The sequence below is a fragment of the Geomicrobium sp. JCM 19055 genome, from assembly GCF_000698185.1.
Lineage (GTDB): Bacteria > Bacillota > Bacilli > Bacillales > Marinococcaceae > Geomicrobium_A > Geomicrobium_A sediminis.
Genome location: NZ_BAXL01000009.1, coordinates 119,718 through 137,144, shown reverse-complemented (window position 1 = coordinate 137,144; position 17,427 = coordinate 119,718). Strand labels below are relative to the sequence as shown.

Here is a 17,427-nt window from a genome sequence, read left to right as displayed (position 1 = left end):
ATTGCTTCCACATGCTGAAATTATGAATGTGTGATGACAAAGTGCAACTTTGCTCCCTCAATTTCTTCATTGCAATAAGAATGACTACGATCACCATCAAAACGAATGCTATCATACGTTTCCAGTTGATACGTTCGATCTTCTACTTGAATTGTAATCCGCCCAGCTAGTACCGTTACGCATTCAACGACGCCTTCGCGGTGAGGTTCTGATTGGTACACGCTATTTGCTTTGATATAGCCTTGGTAAACTTCGGTGTTTTTCGTTTGGAACAAAAGCTCTGCTGTAAAATCTTCGTGCACACTTGATAGTGTAAACGATCCACCTCGTTTTACAACTTCTCCTTCTTCTTGTTCTTGCAATAAGCTAGCAATCGGTAACTGTAAGGCATTTGCAATCTTCCAAACGACTGCAAGCGTTGGATTGCCTTCGCCTTTTTCTATTTTTAATAGCGTTAATTTACTAATGCCTATTTCTTTCGCCATCATTTCCATACTTAGTTTACGTGAGATTCTAACTTTTCGAATCGATTCGCCGAGTTTTCTTGATAAATGTTCTGCTCGCTGATCGTCCATTGTCTACTCCAACCTAAGATTTATAGTTTTATGTTCAATTTTCAGTATACCATAATGCTTTTAATTATATTATAATTAACTAAAAGTATATCAAAATATATAAGGAGGGTGTTTTTTGACGTCTTACTTTCGATATGGCATCATTATCGCTTTACCTTTAGCGCTCGCTATTGCAACCTATGGGGTGTCTTACGGTGTGCTTGCGATTGGAGCTGGGATGAGTTACTTTGAAGCAATTCTCATGTCGATCCTCGTATTTTCAGGCTCCGTACAGCTCGTTGCTGTTGCTATGATCGCTTCTGGCGCATCGTTTATAAACCTAGTGATTGCGACATCGCTTTTGAATTTACGGAATCTTCTATATGGCGCAGCCCTTTCTGATGGATTTCACCAACTCAAACGTTCGACTCGCTTTCTTTATGCATTTGGGATTAATGATGAGTCGTTCGTACTTAGCACGAGTAAATTTAAAGAGATTGGTCCTGCTCCACGCTTTTTCCTCGGAGCAGCAATTACGTTTTATGTGAGCTGGCTTTTATCATCGATCGTTGGTGCAAGTCTAGGAAATGTCATTGATCCCGTAGCTTATGGATTAGATTTAGCTTTCCCTGTAACATTTGCCGCCTTGCTCGTTCAATCGATAACCAATTATCCGGCTTTTGCAACAATGGGGCTTGCGGCTTTACTCACCATTTGTCTCGAAGCACTATCTCCAACGAATCAATTCACAATCATAATTGTAGGAATTGTCGCACCTTTCCTTGGACTATTCCTTTCTAAGAAAGGACGGTGACTTAACGATGAATGACACGATTCTACTCATAATCACACTCGCAATCATTACTTACTTATCTAGCTCATCGGACTGGAAGTCATGACTAAGATTCATGTTACTCCTGCTATTAAAACGTATTTACAATTCGTCCCAATTAGCATCATTACAGCTCTTGTTGTTATACAGATTATGACTCCTGAAGGAGGCTTAACGTATGTCTCCATTCCAATTACAGTCGCAGCAATCTCAAGTGGAGTTACGATGTTCTTCTCTAAATCCTTACCTTTCGCCTTAATCATTGGGATGGTCTGTGGAATTGTTACTCGAATGCTCGTATAACCCTAGTGCACATAGCTGTGCACTAGTTGTCTTCTGCTTTTCCTTGCTTTTTCAGGTGATACCCTAACACACCGTTGTAAATCGCATGTGCGATAATCGGTGCGAGTAATGAAGACGTCCAATAAAACAGAAATGCAAGCCACAGACCCATAATAAAGATCGTCAGATGCATCAACGGTTTCCCTCGATATTGAGGAACATGTACAGCCATGAATAACAGCGCGTTTAACGTTAACACGAGCCACACTGGCCACACATCAATCACTAATCCAACGAGCACACCTCGAAACAAGAACTCTTCAGCAAACCCCGCTCCTAAACTGATCGTCAAAAGTCCCCCTGGCATTCGGACGATCCGTTCGAGTAATTCGGTCATCTCATTTTTCGGTAACTCTGTACCCGTTAACACCATCACCCCTGTTACAAGTAACGCCATCAAAAGCCCACTGACTAACCCAATCGCTAATGCAAGTATAATTCCGAAGTCTGATGTGTCGAACAAGCCAAGCACAAACGGTAAGACTTCTCCAAAACGAAAAACAATAATAAGAATAAAACCAACCAGAACCATGAGACCGAAGCCTTGCCAGACTGCGAATAATAACTTCCTGTCGATCGACTCATTCATTGTGATCCCTCTTTTTGTAGGTTCCTTTTACACGCGTATAAATTAAGAAAAGCTGCCCCTTCACTAAGAGGCAGCTGGGTCAATCATTCCCATAAAATTCTCGACGTGCTCTTGACTCATTCCGCCTTCACGCTTAAGAATCACTTCTCCATGCTCATCAATGAGAAATGTTGCAGGCAATACCCCTACACCATAAGCGTTAAGTACGTCACGATTACTATCCTTTAAGATGGAAAGTTTAAGCTATGTCGATTGGCAAAACGGTCGATTTGAAGTTCACTCTCACCGACGTTTACCGCTAAAATTTCAACGTCTTTGTCTTTATAATTTTGCCACTCAGCTTCCATGTAAGGCATCTCGTCTTCACATGGCGGGCAATATGTTCCCCAGAAATTTAAGAAAACACCCTGACCTTCATAATCAGCCAGTTCGACCACTTCTCCTTCCATATTAACGAGTGAGAAGTTCGGAGCGTCGTCTCCTTCATTTACAATGCTTGCTTCGGCCATAAAGAAGTTCGTAACAAACACATAGCCGACTGCAGCGACAATGGAAAACAAAATGGCCGCGCGCATAAACAATCTGCGACGTTTTCGCTTTATACGATCTTGTTTCTCCATAATCCACCTCAATCTTTCAAAGTCTTATTCATCGTTTAGCATCTCATATTTCATGGTTTGTAATCAAGCCTTCACACTTACTGTAACAATTTCGCCTACAATTTGGTAACCACTCTGCATACTTATTCGTGTGCTGAAGAGCTATCCGCCCTCTTAAATGTTTAGTATACTACAAAGAAAAGGGTGAAAATCATTATGTCAGAAGCATTACTCGTCATCGATTATACGATTGACTTTGTTGCTGATCACGGCAAGTTGACGTGCGGGAAGCCAGGGCAACAAATTGAACCTGCGATTCACTCACTGATTGAGCAATTCTCTACTAAGAAACAACTCGTCATATATGCTGTCGATTTGCATGAAGAAAATGATCAGTATCATCCCGAAACGAAACTGTTTCCTCCTCACAATATTAAAGGAACAGACGGACGACAACTATACGGCTCGCTTCAACAACAATTTGAACAGATCAAAGCACATTCACCTGTCCTCTACCTGGACAAGACGAGGTATAGTGCTTTTGCTGGAACAAACCTAGACATGCAATTACGTGCAAGAAACATAACGACCGTTCACCTTACAGGCGTATGCACTGATATTTGTGTTCTTCACACTGCAGTAGATGCATACAATTTAGGTTATCAAATCGTCGTACATGAACAAGCTGTACAAAGCTTTAGTAGCGAAGGACATACTTTTGCACTGAATCACTTTAAAAACAGCCTCGGTGCTACCATCTTGTAAAGACCACGCCATTGACGTGGTCTTTACTCTTCATCAAGCTCCTCACCTTCTTTAATAACAATCATCTCACTATATAGTAAACGCTCACGAAGTTCATGAGCTTCCATGACAGAAATTGCCCCTACTCCTCGCTCGCGGGTAATGAATGATCGTCCATATTCAATGCCTTCAAGGTGAATGGCTTTCAACTGATCTCTTATTTCCTCATCGACATACTTTACTTGTTCGAACAATCTCAAACGATCTTGTTGCTCTTCTTTTACGAGCAACATCTCCCTTCGATTGGACGCACGCTCATGATCAGATAACATGTCCATAATTTGCGGTTGGATTTCTTTTTCTAGCGACCTTAACTCATGCACAACGTTCATCACATGCTTTTCTTTTTCATTGAAGCCTGACTGGATTTTTGTTTGTAAAATGCTCAATTTGATGTTGTGCCAATAACGACGAATCACGTTCATTCGTATATAAGCATCGACCTTTTGCCTATAGGCGAGATAAATCCTTGACAAGCGCTTTGAGATCTTGCCTTTGTTCACATAGCTCTTCACGAGAACCCGTTCTTGAACGTGAACAAAATCCCGTAATTCATCTAACGCTTTTTTTTGAATAATTAAATGCAAGTCCTTGTTCTACATAAATTAATTGACGCTTGAGCTTCGCGATGACGGTTTGTGTGAGAAGCCAACGATCCGATTCTGCTTTTTTTTCTCCATTTGTTCAATCATGTACTGAATCATATCCGCATGCACAGCAGTCATTGAACGTTGATGAGTTTCAGGCTTCACCTCCGACTTCCCAAGAATCGGCAAGAAAATCGTTGCTGCAATCATGGAAATGAGCACAACACCTGCGGCGATAAATAAAAACGTATCCCTTAATGGAAACGTACTGCCATCATTCATCGTGTCAGGAATAAGCAGTGCTGTTGCGAGCGTAATGGTCCCATGAATTCCACAAACTGCCGCGAATAAGGAATAGTAGCCTCGGCGGTATTGAACACCCCCGCTTGCAGCTTCTTGATTAAACTCTTCCATAAACCAAAGTGAGACTTCCTTTTTCCCTTGAAAAATTGGATATAGCACGTACACCCACAAAAAGCGGATCATAAATAACGCCATCGCAATGACGAATGTGAGTATCACAATAAAGAAGAACGGATACTCGTGAGTTTGCCATAACCCTGCCCATACTTCTGGTAACAAAAACCCTAAAAGAACGAAGACGAATCCGTTTAATAGATAGCCGACGATCGACCATGTATTGTTTGCAACGACTTGCATTTGTAAAGAAGTCTGCTGTAATTTATCTCGTTCAATTCCGTATACGATGCTCGCTGTAACGACTGCAAGTATTCCAGAAACATGAAAAGCCTCTGCGATTAAGTAGATCACAAATGGTGTAATAATTTGAATTGAAACGAGCGAATAGACGTCTTCAAAACCAAACGAACGTAATAAAAGTCTGATCTGAACGATCAAAAGTGCCCCGATAAAACCGACCAGCGCACCGCCTAGTGCAACGACTAGAAAGTTCGACGATCCTTCCCAAATTGAGAACACACCGGTCATTGCCGCAGCTAGTGCAATTTTAAACGAAACGATCCCTGCTGCATCATTAATTAATGACTCCCCTTCTAAAATCGTCATTAACCCTTTTGGTAACGACATTCCTTTCGTAATCGACTTTACGGCGACTGCATCTGTTGGGGATAACACAGCTGCTAACGCAAAGGCGACTGCCATCGGCATTTCAGGAATTAACACATGAATTGTAAACCCTAAACCGACAACCGTTATAAAGACTAAACCAAAAGCCATTAAAAGAATTGGCCATCGATACGTCCAAAAAGCTGTTCTAGAAGCGTGATAACCATCAAAGAAAAGAATCGGCGCAATCACAGCCAAAAGAAACAGCTCCGGTTCAAAATCAAATTGTAAGCTCGGCATCAAAACCCCAAACACCCCACCTAACAACACTTGAAACAGTGCAGCTGGTATGCGACTAAACTTTCGATGCAACACCGTCCCGATTACGACGAGCAATAATAAGAAAATAATCGTTGTGAAACTTGCACGTTCATCCCTCCACTACGACTACATTGTTGCCATTTCCATAGTTTGACATGCATTCTTCTACAATATAATTGCCTTAGCATTGATTCGTATGAATGAAGGTCCATCGTTTTATACTAGTCACATGCGACAAATGCCCATCATACGATGAGGCATACATGCTGAAATACCGATTTGGCGGGCGTTAGACTTTTACAATTGACAGAACCTTTAAGAAAGTGTAAGATTGCGCTATAAGTTTTGCCCCAAGGAAACTTTCATAGCTGAAGTAAACTTGTTTGTCCTAATCAAAATATATAAATGATTTATCATAATAAGGGAGAGAAATTACATGAAAAAGTTCGGAATTCTTTTCGCATCCATCGCAAGTCTAGGTATAATAAGTGCATGTTCAAGTGACGAATCAGGGTCGTCAACTGACGTTGATCAAAACGAAACGGTCTCTGTCGTCTCTACGATTGGTCAGCTTAACGATATTGTAGAAAATGTCGGTGGCGAACACGTTTCTGCTGAAGGATTAATGGGTCCTGGTGTAGATCCACATAGCTATAATGCCTCTCAAGGTGACATTTCACGTCTTGATGATGCGGATCTTGTCTTTTTTAATGCACTAAATTTAGAAGCGAACATGGAAGATATTCTAAGACAAATGGGCAACGATAAGCCTGTATATGCAGTTGGCGAACACGTTCCAGAAGAGTTAATTAAGCAAGATGAAGAAGAAACAAACATGCCTGATCCGCACATTTGGTTTGATATTGATTTATGGGTATACGCTGTTGACGCTGTAAAAGAAGGATTAATTGAGGTAGACCCAGAAAATGAAGCGGACTATACAGCCAATGCAGAAGCTTATGTAGTTGAACTAAGAGAACTGCAAGAATGGGCGTATGAAGAAGTTGATACGATCCCTGAAGATCAAAGAGTACTCGTCACTGCACATGATGCGTTCCAATATTTCGGTGCAGCTTTTGATTTTGACGTTCTTGGACTTCAAGGCATTTCAACAGATGCAGAATATGGCTTAAGTGATGTTCAGCGCGTGATCTCAGAAATGATCGATCGAGACATTCACGCTGTCTTTGGAGAAACGAGTGTTTCTGACAGTTCTATTGAAGCTGTTATTCAAGGCGCGAATGAACAAGGTCATGAAGTTGAACATGGCGGAGAACTTTACTCCGATGCTATGGGTGAATCTGGAAGTGATGAGGAAACGTACATCGGTATGTACCGCTCTAACATTTCTCAGATCGTCGACGCACTACAATAACAAAGTCGTTTAACACTTGGAATGAAGGAGTTCGACAACATGAATCCTGTTTCAACAAACAACATTACGGTCGCTTATCACCGAAAACCAGTCATTCAAAACGTTAGCTTCGAAGCTCCGGAAGGGAAGCTAATTGGAATTGTCGGTCCTAACGGTGCCGGGAAATCTACGCTTATTAAATCAATTCTTGGGCTTGTTCCTAAAGCTTCAGGAAATATCTCGATCTATGGAAAACCATATAAAAAACAACGACAAATCGTTGGTTACGTACCTCAGCGCGGTTCGGTTGATTGGGATTTTCCGACGAATGCACTTGATGTCGTTTTAATGGGGAAATACGGTCAAATCGGCTTATTTCGTAGGCCCAATAAAATAGACAAACAAGAAGCCCTTGAATGCCTTGCCCAAGTTGGATGGAAGCTTTTGCAAACCGTCAAATTAGTCAACTGTCTGGCGGCCAACAACAACGCGTATTCCTTGCACGTGCTCTTGCACAAAACGCTTCCGTTTACTTTATGGATGAACCGTTTGTCGGTGTAGATGCTGCAACGGAGAAAGCCATCATTCAATTGTTAACAGACTTAAAATCAAAAGGAAAAACCGTTCTTGTCGTCCACCATGATTTGCAAACCGTTAAAGATTACTTTGATTGGGTTATGTTGTTAAATATCCGCAAAATCGCGTTCGGTCCAACTGAAGAAGTATTTACACAAGAACATCTTCAGAAAACGTACGGTGGACGTCTAGCGTTTTTAGATCAAGAATCAAACGGGGTGAATCCCCTTGCTTGATCTATTAGCAAATCCGAATACACAGTGGTACTTGTTGGCACCATGTTGCTCGGAATTACAAGTGGAGTCCTTGGAAGCTTTGCATTACTAAGAAGGCAAAGTCTACTCGGTGATGCGATGAGTCATGCAGCGCTTCCAGGGATTTGCATTGCCTTCATTATTGTCGGTTCCAAAGAAATGTTACCGCTCATTATCGGTGCAGGTATAACCGCTTATATCGGGACGTACCTCATCCAAGCGTTCGTTAAGCATTCTCGTATTAAAACCGATACAGCAATTGGTCTTGTACTATCCGTATTTTTCGGAATCGGAATTGTTTTACTCACTTACATCAATCGAAACGCAACTGGTAATCAAAGTGGTCTAAATGAATTTATCTTCGGGCAGGCCGCTGCAATGGTTCGAAGTGACGTCAATTTATTTGTCATTGCTGCAATTGCATTATTAACGATTACCTTCTTATTATTTAAAGAGCTTAAGATTATCACTTTTGACCGTGAATTTGCCCAAGGGCTAGGGCTTCCTACCGTGTTCATTAACGGGTTGCTTATGACGATGATTGTTGCTTCTGTTGTGATTGGCTTACAGGCAGTCGGTGTCGTTTTAATGGCGGCTATGCTCATCGCACCTGCAATTACTGCAAAGTATTGGACCGACAGACTTGACGTCATGGTGATTTTATCCGGGGTTGTAGGGGGCTTTCTGGATTACTCGGAACGCTCATTAGTGCACCGATTTCTGGGATGCCAACCGGGCCACTCATTATCGTTTCGTCATGTTCTTTGTTCTTCTTATCACTCATCTTCGCTCCTAAAAAGGGATTGTTGACGAAAGCCATTCGCTTGATGAGATTACGAAAATCAACGAGTCAAAATCAAGTCATGCAAGGGATGTATGAATTCATAGAAGAAACCGGTCGTAACACCCTTACGTTAGACGATTTAACCCGTGTACAACCGCTCAGCGGTTTACGCCTTCAACAAACGATCAAGCGACTACAAAAAAAAGAAACTGTTTACAACCCTCAACCGAAACGTATCAATTCACAGATAAAGGCATAAAAGAAGCACATCAAATTACGTTAAATCAGCGCATGTTACAAATGTACTCCATGCATGAAATGCAGTTCGCCCATTTACCGATGGAGAAAAACAACTGGGACTTTCTATCACTTCCAAATTCAGAACAACAACCTCTTTTCGAATTGCTATCAAAGCACGAATTGTTCCCGAGCGTGTTGCAAGAAAGGACTGAAGATCGATGACTTATACGATGTGGATCATACTAACTGCATCATTAGTTAGTGTTGCATGTAGCATTGTTGGTGTTCTTCTCGTGTTACGTAAAATGGCAATGATCTCTGATGCGATTAGTCATACTGTCTTGCTCGGGCTCGTGTCTGCTTTTTTTAATTACGCAAAGCTAGATGGGTTAGCAATGTTCATCGGTGCAGCGATTGCCGGTATATTAACCGCAGTCTTTATCCAATTGCTTAATTCTGCGGGCGTTCAAGCAGATGCTGCGATTGGAATTGTGTTTACCTTCTTGTTTGCCATCGGTGTCATTCTCGTCTCTATGTTTGCACGGGACGTTCACCTCGATGTAGAACATTCCATCATGGGTGAGCTTGCCTTTATTCCGTGGACGACAGTCGATTGGCTGGGCATCGAAGGTGTACCTCAAGCTGTCTGGATAATTAGCATTGTTCTCGTCATTAATATTATTTTACTGATTGTCTTTTATAAAGAATTTAAGTTAAGTTCATTTGACCCTCATCTTGCCGCTGCACTCGGCATCCCGGTCGTCTTTTTGCATTATTTACTCATGGGGATGACGTCGATCACAGCTGTTGCTTCATTTGATGCGGTCGGAGCCATTCTCGTTGTTGCTATGATTATCGCCCCGCCTGCTACCGCCTACTTGTTAACCGAACAATTAGGAAAAATGTTTATCTATAGCGCAATAATTGCTGTGTTATCTGCAATATCCGGCTATTATTGCGCTGCCATGCTAGACACAAATATTGCTGGTATGATGGCTACAATGACTGGGCTCTTCTTCTTACTCGCGTTCTTATTTTCACCAACACACGGAGTAGTCGTTAAGAAAATCCGTAATCGATTTACGACGTATTCCAATGATGAAGCTTAGGAATGGTTCCTAAGCTTCTTTCTTTTGTTTCCATTTGGTACACTGAAAGGAAGAACCTAGGAAAGTAGGACGTGAATGAAACTTGTTACTCAGAGCTTTACCGTTCTTTTTGTTCTTTTACTAGCCGGTTGTGCAGCGTCTACTATAGAAGATCATAACGACTTACATACTAAAACTATTCATTCACACGAATTGTTACCTCCTTCACACCCCTTCTCTTCCCTTAATGATGAACCTAAGGAATGGGGCGAACACGTTACTGGGGTGAAAACTCGAATGCACACCGACGAATTGAAAGTCGCGCTTACATTTGATTTGTGTGGTGGACCTTTTGGGAATCAGCTGGATGAAGATATTGTCGACTATCTACGTAATGAGCAAATTCCCGCAACCTTGTTCGTGAATGAACGTTGGATTTTAGACAATGAGGCAGCATTTTTAGACTTAGCGAATGATGACTTGTTCGAAATCGAAAACCACGGTAGTGAGCACGTCCCGCTCTCTGTCACAGGCCAAGAAGCTTATGGCATTCAAGGAACGACTCATGCGCTTGAAGTTACCGAAGAAGTATTGAGCAACCAACGGACAATTACAGAACGTACAGGATCTTCTCCTTCGTTCTTCCGTTCAGGAACTGCTTACTATGATGAAGTGAGCGTGGAAATTGTCCAAGCGTTAGGATTAGAGGTCGTGAATTTTGATGTTGTTGGGGATGCTGGAGCAACGTATTCAGCGGATCAAGTCCAACATGCGATTGAAAGTGTTTCACCAGGTTCAATCGTACTGCTCCATTTAAATCAACCTGAAAGTGATGTTTCAGAAGGGGTTAAACGGGCAATACCTACCCTACAAGCTAACGGCTATACATTTGTACATTTGCATGCTTTTTCGCTTGAATAACTAAAAGGAGTTCATTATGAAACGAATAAATAAACTCGCACTTTTTGGGTCGTTACTCGCGACAAGTGTGGTTGGATATAAACTTATTCAAAACTACGAGGCACTTACCCTCTTTCATCCTAAAAAGCGTATCCACCGCTTTCAACATATGAATGAAGTTATGCCTAGTCGAGCACTAACACCTCCTACCAAGCCGTTCTATTTCGACCGTGATGAGATTACGAAACCAATCTCTTACACGTATAAAGGCAAAACAAAAGATCTGGGTTCGTTTTTAGAACAGACGACTACAACAGGTTTAATCGTAATTCAAGATGATAAGATTCGTTATGAGACGTATCGTCTCGGAAGCACATCTTCTTCAACTTTTACGTCATGGTCCGTCGCAAAATCAATGATTTCTTCCCTTATTGGTATTCTGTTAGAAGAAGGCCTCATAAGAAGCATAAAAGATCCAATTACAGATTATGTGCCACAACTAAGACATAGTGGTTATGACAGTGTTCCAATTGAACATATTTTATTTATGGGTTCTGGCGTTCGATTTAATGAAGACTATAGTAGCCCAACTTCTGATATTAAACGAGTATTCCAACAAACCCTTGCTCTAAATCAAAGCATTGATCAGTACATGTCAAAATTAACATCTGAACGAACTTCAGGGAAACTGTACAAGTATGTAAGCATGGATACGCAAGCACTTGGGATGCTTATTAAAAGCGTCACTGGAATGCAACCGTCCATGTACTTTGAAGAAAAGATATGGAAAAAGATCGGAACGACGGGGGATGCATTCTGGAATGGAGATCGACAAGGAAACGATTATACGTTCTGTGGCTTTAATGGTACGTTAAAGGATTATGCAAAGTTTGGACGATTGTTTTTACATGAAGGCAACTGGGAAGGTGAATCGATTGTTCCGAGCGCTTGGGTCAAAGAATCTACAACGATTGATGCCACTCGTTCACTTCGAAAACAAAAGAACCTTGGCTATCAATATCAATGGTGGGTTCCGTACAAAGAAAACGAAGACTATCTAGCACTCGGTGTATGGGGACAGTTTCTTTATATTCATCCAAAATCAAAAACAATTATCGTCAAAACGAGTGTTGATCCAGATTTTGAGAAACACGAAATGGAGACGATCGCGTTGTTTCGAGATATTGCAACAAACTGACTTCATTAATAAAACTCCCCTAGAAGTTGTAACTTCTAGGGGAGTTTTAGTATCTCTATAATATTTTACTTAGGAATGCTTGTGTTCGTTCATGCTTCGTATTAGTAAATACATCTTCTGGTGTACCTTCTTCTAATACAAGTCCTTCATCCATGAAGAAAACACGATCGCCCACTTCTTTTGCAAATCCCATCTCATGGGTAACGACGACCATCGTCATCCCTTCATTAGCGAGATCTTTCATAACTGCTAGTACGTCACCAACAAGTTCAGGGTCTAGTGCAGACGTAGGTTCATCAAACAACATGATCTTCGGGTTCATCGCAAGCGCTCTTGCAATTGCAACACGCTGCTTTTGTCCACCTGAAAGGCTTGATGGGTATGCCTGTGCTTTTTCTCTTAGCCCTACTTTATCAAGCAATTGCATCGCTTTCTCATTTAATTCTGCCTTTTGTCCTTTTCCGAGCTTCTTCGGAGCAAGCGTAATGTTCTCTAAAACGGACTTATGAGGAAACAAATTAAAGTGCTGGAACACCATCCCTACGTCTTGACGATATCGATTAATATTCACGCTTTTGTCCGCAATGTTGGTGCCATCAATAATGACCTCACCTGAAGTAATGTCTTCTAATCGATTAAGGCACCGTAAAAATGTACTCTTCCCCGAACCTGACGGACCAATAACACAAACAACTTCCTTCGCCTTAATTTCCGTCGTAATTCCTTTTAACACTTGATTATCGCCGAAGCTCTTATGTAGCTCATTGACTTTAATCATGATTTATCAATCCTCCGTTCAAGATACCGTAGCAAGAGTGATGCTGGAATAGTAATAATTAGATAGAAAATACAGACCATGAACATCGTCTCAAACGCTGAAAACGTAATGGTCATATATTGTCGACCTGAATACATAAGCTCTGCTACCGCAATGGAAGATAATAGCGATGTATCTTTTAAACTAATAACAAATTGATTCCCAAACGGCGGGATCATCACTTTCAACGCTTGTGGCCAAATGATGTAGCGCATCGTCTGTCGTGAATTTAGCCCAAGTGAACGACCTGCTTCCATCTGACCTTTATCAATCGAGTTCACTCCGCCACGCACGATCTCTGCAATGTATGCACCCGAGTTAATCCCGATAATTGCTACACCGGTAATGTACGGATCGAATGTATGTCCAATAAGAGCCGGAATACCGAGATGAATAAAAAAAGATTTGCGCAAGCAACGGTGTACCACGGACGATCTCTACATATGTCACTGCGATAAACCTTACAATTCTAAAGCGGCTGATGCTCATTAAACCAAATAGTGTACCAATTACACAACCAATGGCAACACCAAAGATGGTAATGTACAACGTAATCCATAAACCGTCAATTAGAAAAGGGATTACGTCTATAAATGCTTGTGGATTAATAACCATGACAATCTCCTCTCAGGCACTATGTAATAAAACTGCTCACGCCATAGAAAACCGCGTGAGCAGTGCCTAAACTTTTTAGTTATTATGTTCCAAAAGGACGCTCACCGAAATACTCTTCGTATAAATCATCATACGTGCCATTCTCTTGTAGCACTTCTAGTGCATGATTCAATGGCTCGAGTAAATCGTGACCTTGTGGTAGTCCAATGCCATAGTCATCAGCAAGAAGTGTATCTCCAATCATAACGAGTTGGTCTTGAGCTTGCTCAATCGTGTAAGCCACGTTTGGCTCGTCATAAAGTACCGCATCGTTATGACCTTGAATTACGTTCATATACGCATCAGCAATCTCTGGATACGTTTGAACCGTTGCGTTTTCAAGGTTCTCATCTAAAAATTCATGAGAAGTTGTTCCTTGCACTGTTGAAATCGTTACCCCATCAACATCTAAGTCTTCAAATGAGCTCCACTCATCTGTATTAGATTCATGGACTGCGAAAATAATCCCTGCATCTAAGTAGTATGGATCTGAGAAGTCGATTGTTTCTTTACGTTCCTCTGTAATAGACATCGCGTTGATCGCTGCGTCATATGAACCTGACTGAATACCTGCAAGTGCTCCAGAGAATTCCATTGCTTGGAAATTAGGCGTAAATCCAATTTCCTCAGCGAGTGCGGTCATAAGTTCAATGTCAAAGCCACTCATTTCATCTGATTCTAAATCCATGAAAGCAAATGGAACGAATGCGTTGTCTGTAGCAATGGTATACGTTTCTCCCGCTACATCTGAATAAACATCGTCCCCGTCTCCAGCTGCAGCTTCTGCATCGTCATCATCTGCATCTGTGTCATCCGCCTCAGCGTCAGCGTCAGCTTCATCATCTTCGTCTTCTACATCTGCCGCTGGCTCTTCTGCAGGCTCTTCATCTGTACCTGCTTCGTCATCTCCACATGCTGCGAGTGCTAGCATTGAAGCTCCTAGCACACCTGTTAACAATAGATTCTTCTTCATCTTTTCTCCCCCTTAACAGAATATACCGAATATAGTAATACGAAAATCCACTTTAGTGTACCATAAAGTGAGAAAAAATAAAGAAATCTTTACTTGATTCTGAATTTTGTTGTAATACTTGTTAGATCTTTTAACATTCATTTTTGCAATTTCTGATCGGAAAAACCTTATTGTCTCAGGCTTTATATGAATTTACTTTCTCTTTTTATCACATATTATGAAAATCTCGTTTTAAAAATGTTATATTCCAACCGACTAACCGAGACGATTTTCGTCTGCAACGACAAAAAAGATCGCTAGGAGACTTTCCTCCTAAGCGATCCGTAATTATGATAGTAATTTTTCTACACTCTTTAATTCAATACACGTACAAAGAACATCAAGCGCCTTCTCTAGTTCTTTGAGCGTTGGGAACGTCGGCGCAATACGAATGTTCTTATCTTCAGGGTCTTTTCCATAAGGGAATGTTGCACCAGCACCTGTTAACGTTACACCTGCTTCTTTTGCCATCTGAACGATGTCTGTCGCAGTCCCTGCTGGCGTATCAAGACTAATAAAGTAACCGCCTTTAGGTTCCGACCAAGAAGCAATGCCTTTGTTTCCTAGTTGTTCACGGAACGTGTTGTACACAAGGTCAAACTTGGGTTTAATAATTGCTGCATGCTTTTCCATATGTGCTTCTAAAGAAATAACATCTGTGAAGAAACGTACGTGTCTAAGTTGATTGATCTTATCATAACCAATCGTTTGTACACTCATATGCTTCTTCGCATCTGCAATGTTCTCTTCACTAGCCGCAAATGCTGCAACGCCAGATCCTGGGAACGTTACTTTCGATGTTGAAGCAAAGATGTAAGGACGATTGCTGTTTCCGAATCCTTTAGCCGTTTCTAATACGTTCTTTACTTCGATCTTTTCATCACTTAAATGGTGTACCGTATATGCATCATCCCAAAAAAAATACGGAAATCGTCTGCCTTTGTCTCCATGTTCGTTAAACGCTCGACAACTTCATCAGAATAAATTGCACCAGTTGGGTTGCTATATTTAGGCACACACCAAATACCTTTAATTAATTCGTCTTCACGTACGAGTGCTTCCACTTCATCCATGTTCGGTCCGTCTTCTAGCATATCGACGACAATCAGTTCAATGCCAAAGTGTTCACAAATGGCAAAGTGACGATCATACCCAGGGCTAGGTGCGAGAAATTTAATCTTCGCTTCGTCTTTCCAAGGGCGAGCACCCCCAGCAACACCGTGGAACATCGCACGAGAAATCGTATCATGCATTAACGTTAAACTAGAATTTCCACCAATTATAACTTCCTTTGAATCAACGGCTAACATTTGCGCAAAAAACTGTTTTGCTTCTGGAATTCCGTCCAATCCACCGTAATTGCGAAGATCGATTCCATTTTCTGCATGTAAAGTAGAATGTTGATCAAATAAATCAAGCATTTCCATTGATAGATCCAATTGCTCTGGAGCTGGCTTACCTCTTGACATATTTAAGTTTAAATTCTCGCTCTGATATCGTTCATATTGTTTCGTCAGCTCTTCAAGACGTGACTGTAACTCTTCTTTGGACAAAGCTTGTAACTGTGTCAAAAGTATTATCTCCTTTGTATATAAGTATAGTTCTATTGTAAAACAATCCCACAATAAAGTCAGGTCAATCGTTGATTTTCCTACTAAAATTTCACATCCCATTCTTGAAAGAATGTTTTTAAAAATTGTTTAAGCTGTTCGTGACGTTCATTTGCTAATTGTTTACCCGTTTTTGTGTTCATTAGTCCTCGAAGTTTTAAAAGTTTCTCATAAAAATGATGAATCGCTGATGACTTTCCGTGACGGTACTCTTCTTTTGTCATCTTATCTCGCACATCAATAGTTGGGTCATACATCGGATCTCCTTTTGCACCAGCATACACAAATGTTCTAGCAATACCGATGGCACCAAGGGCGTCGAGACGATCAGCGTCTTGGACGACTTTTGCTTCTAATGACTCAACAGGTGATCCATTTCCACCTTTAAACGATATCGTTGTAATAATCGAAAGAATCTTTTGTTGATCTTCAAATGGGATCTCCTGTGATTTGAGCCAATCGACCACCTGCTTTAATCCTGATTCTTCATCAGCAGCGACTTTATCGTCAGCCAAATCATGAAGAAGCGCTGCCATCTTAACGATAAACAAATTCGCCCCTTCACGTTCAGCAATATAGTGAGCAAGTTTGGTTACTCGTTCTATGTGATACCAGTCATGACCAGTACGTTCATTTAACAATAGCGATTGAACGTACTGTTTTGTTACTTCTATCTGATCTTTCACATTACGCCTACTTTCTACGATTGTTCGTGATCGAATTCGGGTAAATAATCCATATGAAAGGATGGTTGTTATTGGGCACGCAAATCGTTTGGTTTCGTAGAGATTTAAGAATACATGATAACAAAGCGTTATATTATGCTTTAGAACACCTCAAAGAAGATGACAAGCTCCTTTTACTTTACCATATTCACCCAGACCTGACTGATGCGTTAACGAAGAGACACGACTACTATTATGAAGCTTTATATGATCACGTTCAGAAGATTGAGCAACAAGGTGGATCACTTCATTTTATAACAGGTTCAGTTGAAGATGCTTTTCAATCTTTATTTTCCATCGTTGATGATTGTACAGCGATTCATGTAAACGTTGATGATACTCCTTTTGCTAGAGAAAGGGATCAGTTTGTGCAACAACTCGCTGACAAGCAGAACATTCACTACCACGATTATACAGATGCCCATCTACACGGCGCTCAAGAAATTGTAAAAAAAAGATCACAGTCATTACCAAGTGTTTACGCCTTATTATAAACAATGGATCAATCGTACAAAAGAACGACCGTATCACATTGATCTGAGTCAACTACGTGATGTTATT

At 41.1% G+C, this 17,427-nt stretch carries 21 protein-coding genes and 2 pseudogenes; 12 read left to right on the top strand and 11 right to left on the bottom strand.

Annotated features, from left to right (window positions below; all coding sequences use genetic code 11):
• Positions 1–20: 20 nt before the first annotated feature.
• Positions 21–575, bottom strand: a complete 555-nt coding sequence (locus JCM19055_RS09745; protein WP_042359588.1) for a helix-turn-helix domain-containing protein — start codon at positions 573–575, stop codon at positions 21–23.
• Between the two features lie 115 nt (positions 576–690).
• On the opposite strand from JCM19055_RS09745, the gene JCM19055_RS09740 reads away from it, so the two are divergent.
• Both JCM19055_RS09740 and JCM19055_RS09735 read left to right on the top strand, forming a co-directional pair.
• Entirely contained in the window at positions 691–1,368 is a 678-nt protein-coding gene (locus tag JCM19055_RS09740; protein WP_042359587.1) for an AzlC family ABC transporter permease, read from the top strand.
• A gap of 66 nt (positions 1,369–1,434) precedes the next feature.
• Positions 1,435–1,689 carry an AzlD domain-containing protein gene (locus JCM19055_RS09735; RefSeq protein WP_370543070.1) on the top strand — a complete coding sequence of 85 codons (255 nt, stop codon included), beginning with the start codon at positions 1,435–1,437 and terminating at the stop codon, positions 1,687–1,689.
• A gap of 22 nt (positions 1,690–1,711) precedes the next feature.
• On the opposite strand, the gene JCM19055_RS09730 is transcribed toward JCM19055_RS09735, so the two are convergent.
• Complete coding sequence (locus JCM19055_RS09730; RefSeq protein WP_042359585.1) at positions 1,712–2,317, bottom strand: CPBP family intramembrane glutamic endopeptidase; 606 nt, start codon at positions 2,315–2,317, stop codon at positions 1,712–1,714.
• A 224-nt stretch (positions 2,318–2,541) separates the two neighbouring features.
• Complete coding sequence (locus JCM19055_RS31590; protein ID WP_265181997.1) at positions 2,542–2,937, bottom strand: redoxin domain-containing protein; 396 nt, start codon at positions 2,935–2,937, stop codon at positions 2,542–2,544.
• A 195-nt stretch (positions 2,938–3,132) separates the two neighbouring features.
• On the opposite strand from JCM19055_RS31590, the gene JCM19055_RS09720 reads away from it, so the two are divergent.
• Positions 3,133–3,681 carry a cysteine hydrolase family protein gene (locus JCM19055_RS09720; protein WP_042359584.1) on the top strand — a complete coding sequence of 183 codons (549 nt, stop codon included), beginning with the start codon at positions 3,133–3,135 and terminating at the stop codon, positions 3,679–3,681.
• A gap of 23 nt (positions 3,682–3,704) precedes the next feature.
• On the opposite strand, the gene JCM19055_RS09715 is transcribed toward JCM19055_RS09720, so the two are convergent.
• Together JCM19055_RS09715 and JCM19055_RS09710 are read right to left on the bottom strand one after the other, a co-directional pair.
• Positions 3,705–4,307: a hypothetical protein gene (locus tag JCM19055_RS09715; RefSeq protein WP_042359583.1), complete on the bottom strand. Its 603-nt coding sequence runs from the start codon at positions 4,305–4,307 to the stop codon at positions 3,705–3,707.
• Between the two features lie 18 nt (positions 4,308–4,325).
• Positions 4,326–5,729: a sodium:proton antiporter gene (locus tag JCM19055_RS09710; protein ID WP_042359582.1), complete on the bottom strand. Its 1,404-nt coding sequence runs from the start codon at positions 5,727–5,729 to the stop codon at positions 4,326–4,328.
• A 361-nt stretch (positions 5,730–6,090) separates the two neighbouring features.
• On the opposite strand from JCM19055_RS09710, the gene JCM19055_RS09705 reads away from it, so the two are divergent.
• The 8 genes and pseudogenes from JCM19055_RS09705 to JCM19055_RS09680 all read left to right on the top strand — a co-directional run bounded on the left by JCM19055_RS09705 (position 6,091) and on the right by JCM19055_RS09680 (position 12,048).
• Positions 6,091–7,029 carry a metal ABC transporter solute-binding protein, Zn/Mn family gene (locus JCM19055_RS09705; RefSeq protein ID WP_042359581.1) on the top strand — a complete coding sequence of 313 codons (939 nt, stop codon included), beginning with the start codon at positions 6,091–6,093 and terminating at the stop codon, positions 7,027–7,029.
• 39 nt (positions 7,030–7,068) lie between these two features.
• Positions 7,069–7,820 (top strand): annotated as a pseudogene (locus JCM19055_RS09700) (metal ABC transporter ATP-binding protein).
• 45 nt (positions 7,821–7,865) lie between these two features.
• On the top strand, positions 7,866–8,648 hold the full coding sequence (locus JCM19055_RS29230) for a metal ABC transporter permease (RefSeq protein WP_265181996.1): 783 nt from the start codon (positions 7,866–7,868) through the stop codon (positions 8,646–8,648).
• 17 nt (positions 8,649–8,665) lie between these two features.
• The gene (locus tag JCM19055_RS29225) at positions 8,666–8,881 is read left to right on the top strand and encodes a hypothetical protein (RefSeq protein WP_265181995.1); all 216 of its coding nucleotides are present in this window, start codon (positions 8,666–8,668) and stop codon (positions 8,879–8,881) included.
• A gap of 32 nt (positions 8,882–8,913) precedes the next feature.
• A complete protein-coding gene (locus JCM19055_RS29220) occupies positions 8,914–9,084 on the top strand; it encodes a hypothetical protein (protein WP_265181994.1) in 171 nt (56 codons plus the stop codon).
• Positions 9,081–9,971, top strand: a complete 891-nt coding sequence (locus tag JCM19055_RS09690; protein WP_042359580.1) for a metal ABC transporter permease — start codon at positions 9,081–9,083, stop codon at positions 9,969–9,971. The genes JCM19055_RS29220 and JCM19055_RS09690 overlap by 4 nt, the downstream gene beginning before the upstream one ends.
• A 75-nt stretch (positions 9,972–10,046) precedes the next feature.
• A complete protein-coding gene (locus tag JCM19055_RS09685) occupies positions 10,047–10,871 on the top strand; it encodes a polysaccharide deacetylase family protein (protein WP_042359579.1) in 825 nt (274 codons plus the stop codon).
• A 16-nt stretch (positions 10,872–10,887) separates the two neighbouring features.
• The gene (locus tag JCM19055_RS09680) at positions 10,888–12,048 is read left to right on the top strand and encodes a serine hydrolase (RefSeq protein ID WP_042359578.1); all 1,161 of its coding nucleotides are present in this window, start codon (positions 10,888–10,890) and stop codon (positions 12,046–12,048) included.
• 55 nt (positions 12,049–12,103) lie between these two features.
• Here the strand turns inward: JCM19055_RS09680 and JCM19055_RS09675 are convergent, their stop codons facing one another.
• The 6 genes and pseudogenes from JCM19055_RS09675 to JCM19055_RS09655 form a co-directional block, all read right to left on the bottom strand.
• Positions 12,104–12,826, bottom strand: a complete 723-nt coding sequence (locus JCM19055_RS09675) for an amino acid ABC transporter ATP-binding protein (protein ID WP_042359577.1) — start codon at positions 12,824–12,826, stop codon at positions 12,104–12,106.
• Entirely contained in the window at positions 12,823–13,278 is a 456-nt protein-coding gene (locus JCM19055_RS09670) for an amino acid ABC transporter permease (protein ID WP_370543068.1), read from the bottom strand. The genes JCM19055_RS09675 and JCM19055_RS09670 overlap by 4 nt, the downstream gene beginning before the upstream one ends.
• The gene (locus tag JCM19055_RS31585; protein ID WP_370543067.1) at positions 13,184–13,480 is read right to left on the bottom strand and encodes an ABC transporter permease subunit; all 297 of its coding nucleotides are present in this window, start codon (positions 13,478–13,480) and stop codon (positions 13,184–13,186) included. Before JCM19055_RS31585 ends, JCM19055_RS09670 begins: the two co-directional genes overlap by 95 nt.
• An 82-nt stretch (positions 13,481–13,562) precedes the next feature.
• Positions 13,563–14,492 carry a transporter substrate-binding domain-containing protein gene (locus JCM19055_RS09665; RefSeq protein WP_052366169.1) on the bottom strand — a complete coding sequence of 310 codons (930 nt, stop codon included), beginning with the start codon at positions 14,490–14,492 and terminating at the stop codon, positions 13,563–13,565.
• Positions 14,493–14,819: 327 nt separating this feature from the next.
• A pseudogene (locus tag JCM19055_RS09660) lies at positions 14,820–16,102 on the bottom strand (aminotransferase class I/II-fold pyridoxal phosphate-dependent enzyme).
• An 83-nt stretch (positions 16,103–16,185) separates the two neighbouring features.
• The gene (locus tag JCM19055_RS09655) at positions 16,186–16,827 is read right to left on the bottom strand and encodes an HD domain-containing protein (RefSeq protein WP_042359576.1); all 642 of its coding nucleotides are present in this window, start codon (positions 16,825–16,827) and stop codon (positions 16,186–16,188) included.
• Between the two features lie 71 nt (positions 16,828–16,898).
• On the opposite strand from JCM19055_RS09655, the gene JCM19055_RS29215 reads away from it, so the two are divergent.
• A complete protein-coding gene (locus tag JCM19055_RS29215; protein ID WP_265181993.1) occupies positions 16,899–17,360 on the top strand; it encodes a deoxyribodipyrimidine photo-lyase in 462 nt (153 codons plus the stop codon).
• The last annotated feature ends 67 nt before the right edge of the window (positions 17,361–17,427 follow it).

Coding starts and splice junctions, on each gene's coding strand:
- JCM19055_RS31590 (WP_265181997.1), bottom strand. CDS start 2,937: ATGGAGAAACAAGATCGTATAAAGCGAAAACGTCGCAGATTGTTTATG.
- JCM19055_RS09705 (WP_042359581.1), top strand. CDS start 6,091: ATGAAAAAGTTCGGAATTCTTTTCGCATCCATCGCAAGTCTAGGTATA.
- JCM19055_RS29220 (WP_265181994.1), top strand. CDS start 8,914: ATGTTACAAATGTACTCCATGCATGAAATGCAGTTCGCCCATTTACCG.
- JCM19055_RS09730 (WP_042359585.1), bottom strand. CDS start 2,317: ATGAATGAGTCGATCGACAGGAAGTTATTATTCGCAGTCTGGCAAGGC.
- JCM19055_RS09690 (WP_042359580.1), top strand. CDS start 9,081: ATGACTTATACGATGTGGATCATACTAACTGCATCATTAGTTAGTGTT.
- JCM19055_RS31585 (WP_370543067.1), bottom strand. CDS start 13,480: ATGGTTATTAATCCACAAGCATTTATAGACGTAATCCCTTTTCTAATT.
- JCM19055_RS09745 (WP_042359588.1), bottom strand. CDS start 575: ATGGACGATCAGCGAGCAGAACATTTATCAAGAAAACTCGGCGAATCG.
- JCM19055_RS09720 (WP_042359584.1), top strand. CDS start 3,133: ATGTCAGAAGCATTACTCGTCATCGATTATACGATTGACTTTGTTGCT.
- JCM19055_RS29225 (WP_265181995.1), top strand. CDS start 8,666: ATGAGATTACGAAAATCAACGAGTCAAAATCAAGTCATGCAAGGGATG.
- JCM19055_RS09665 (WP_052366169.1), bottom strand. CDS start 14,492: ATGAAGAAGAATCTATTGTTAACAGGTGTGCTAGGAGCTTCAATGCTA.
- JCM19055_RS09675 (WP_042359577.1), bottom strand. CDS start 12,826: ATGATTAAAGTCAATGAGCTACATAAGAGCTTCGGCGATAATCAAGTG.
- JCM19055_RS09685 (WP_042359579.1), top strand. CDS start 10,047: ATGAAACTTGTTACTCAGAGCTTTACCGTTCTTTTTGTTCTTTTACTA.
- JCM19055_RS09680 (WP_042359578.1), top strand. CDS start 10,888: ATGAAACGAATAAATAAACTCGCACTTTTTGGGTCGTTACTCGCGACA.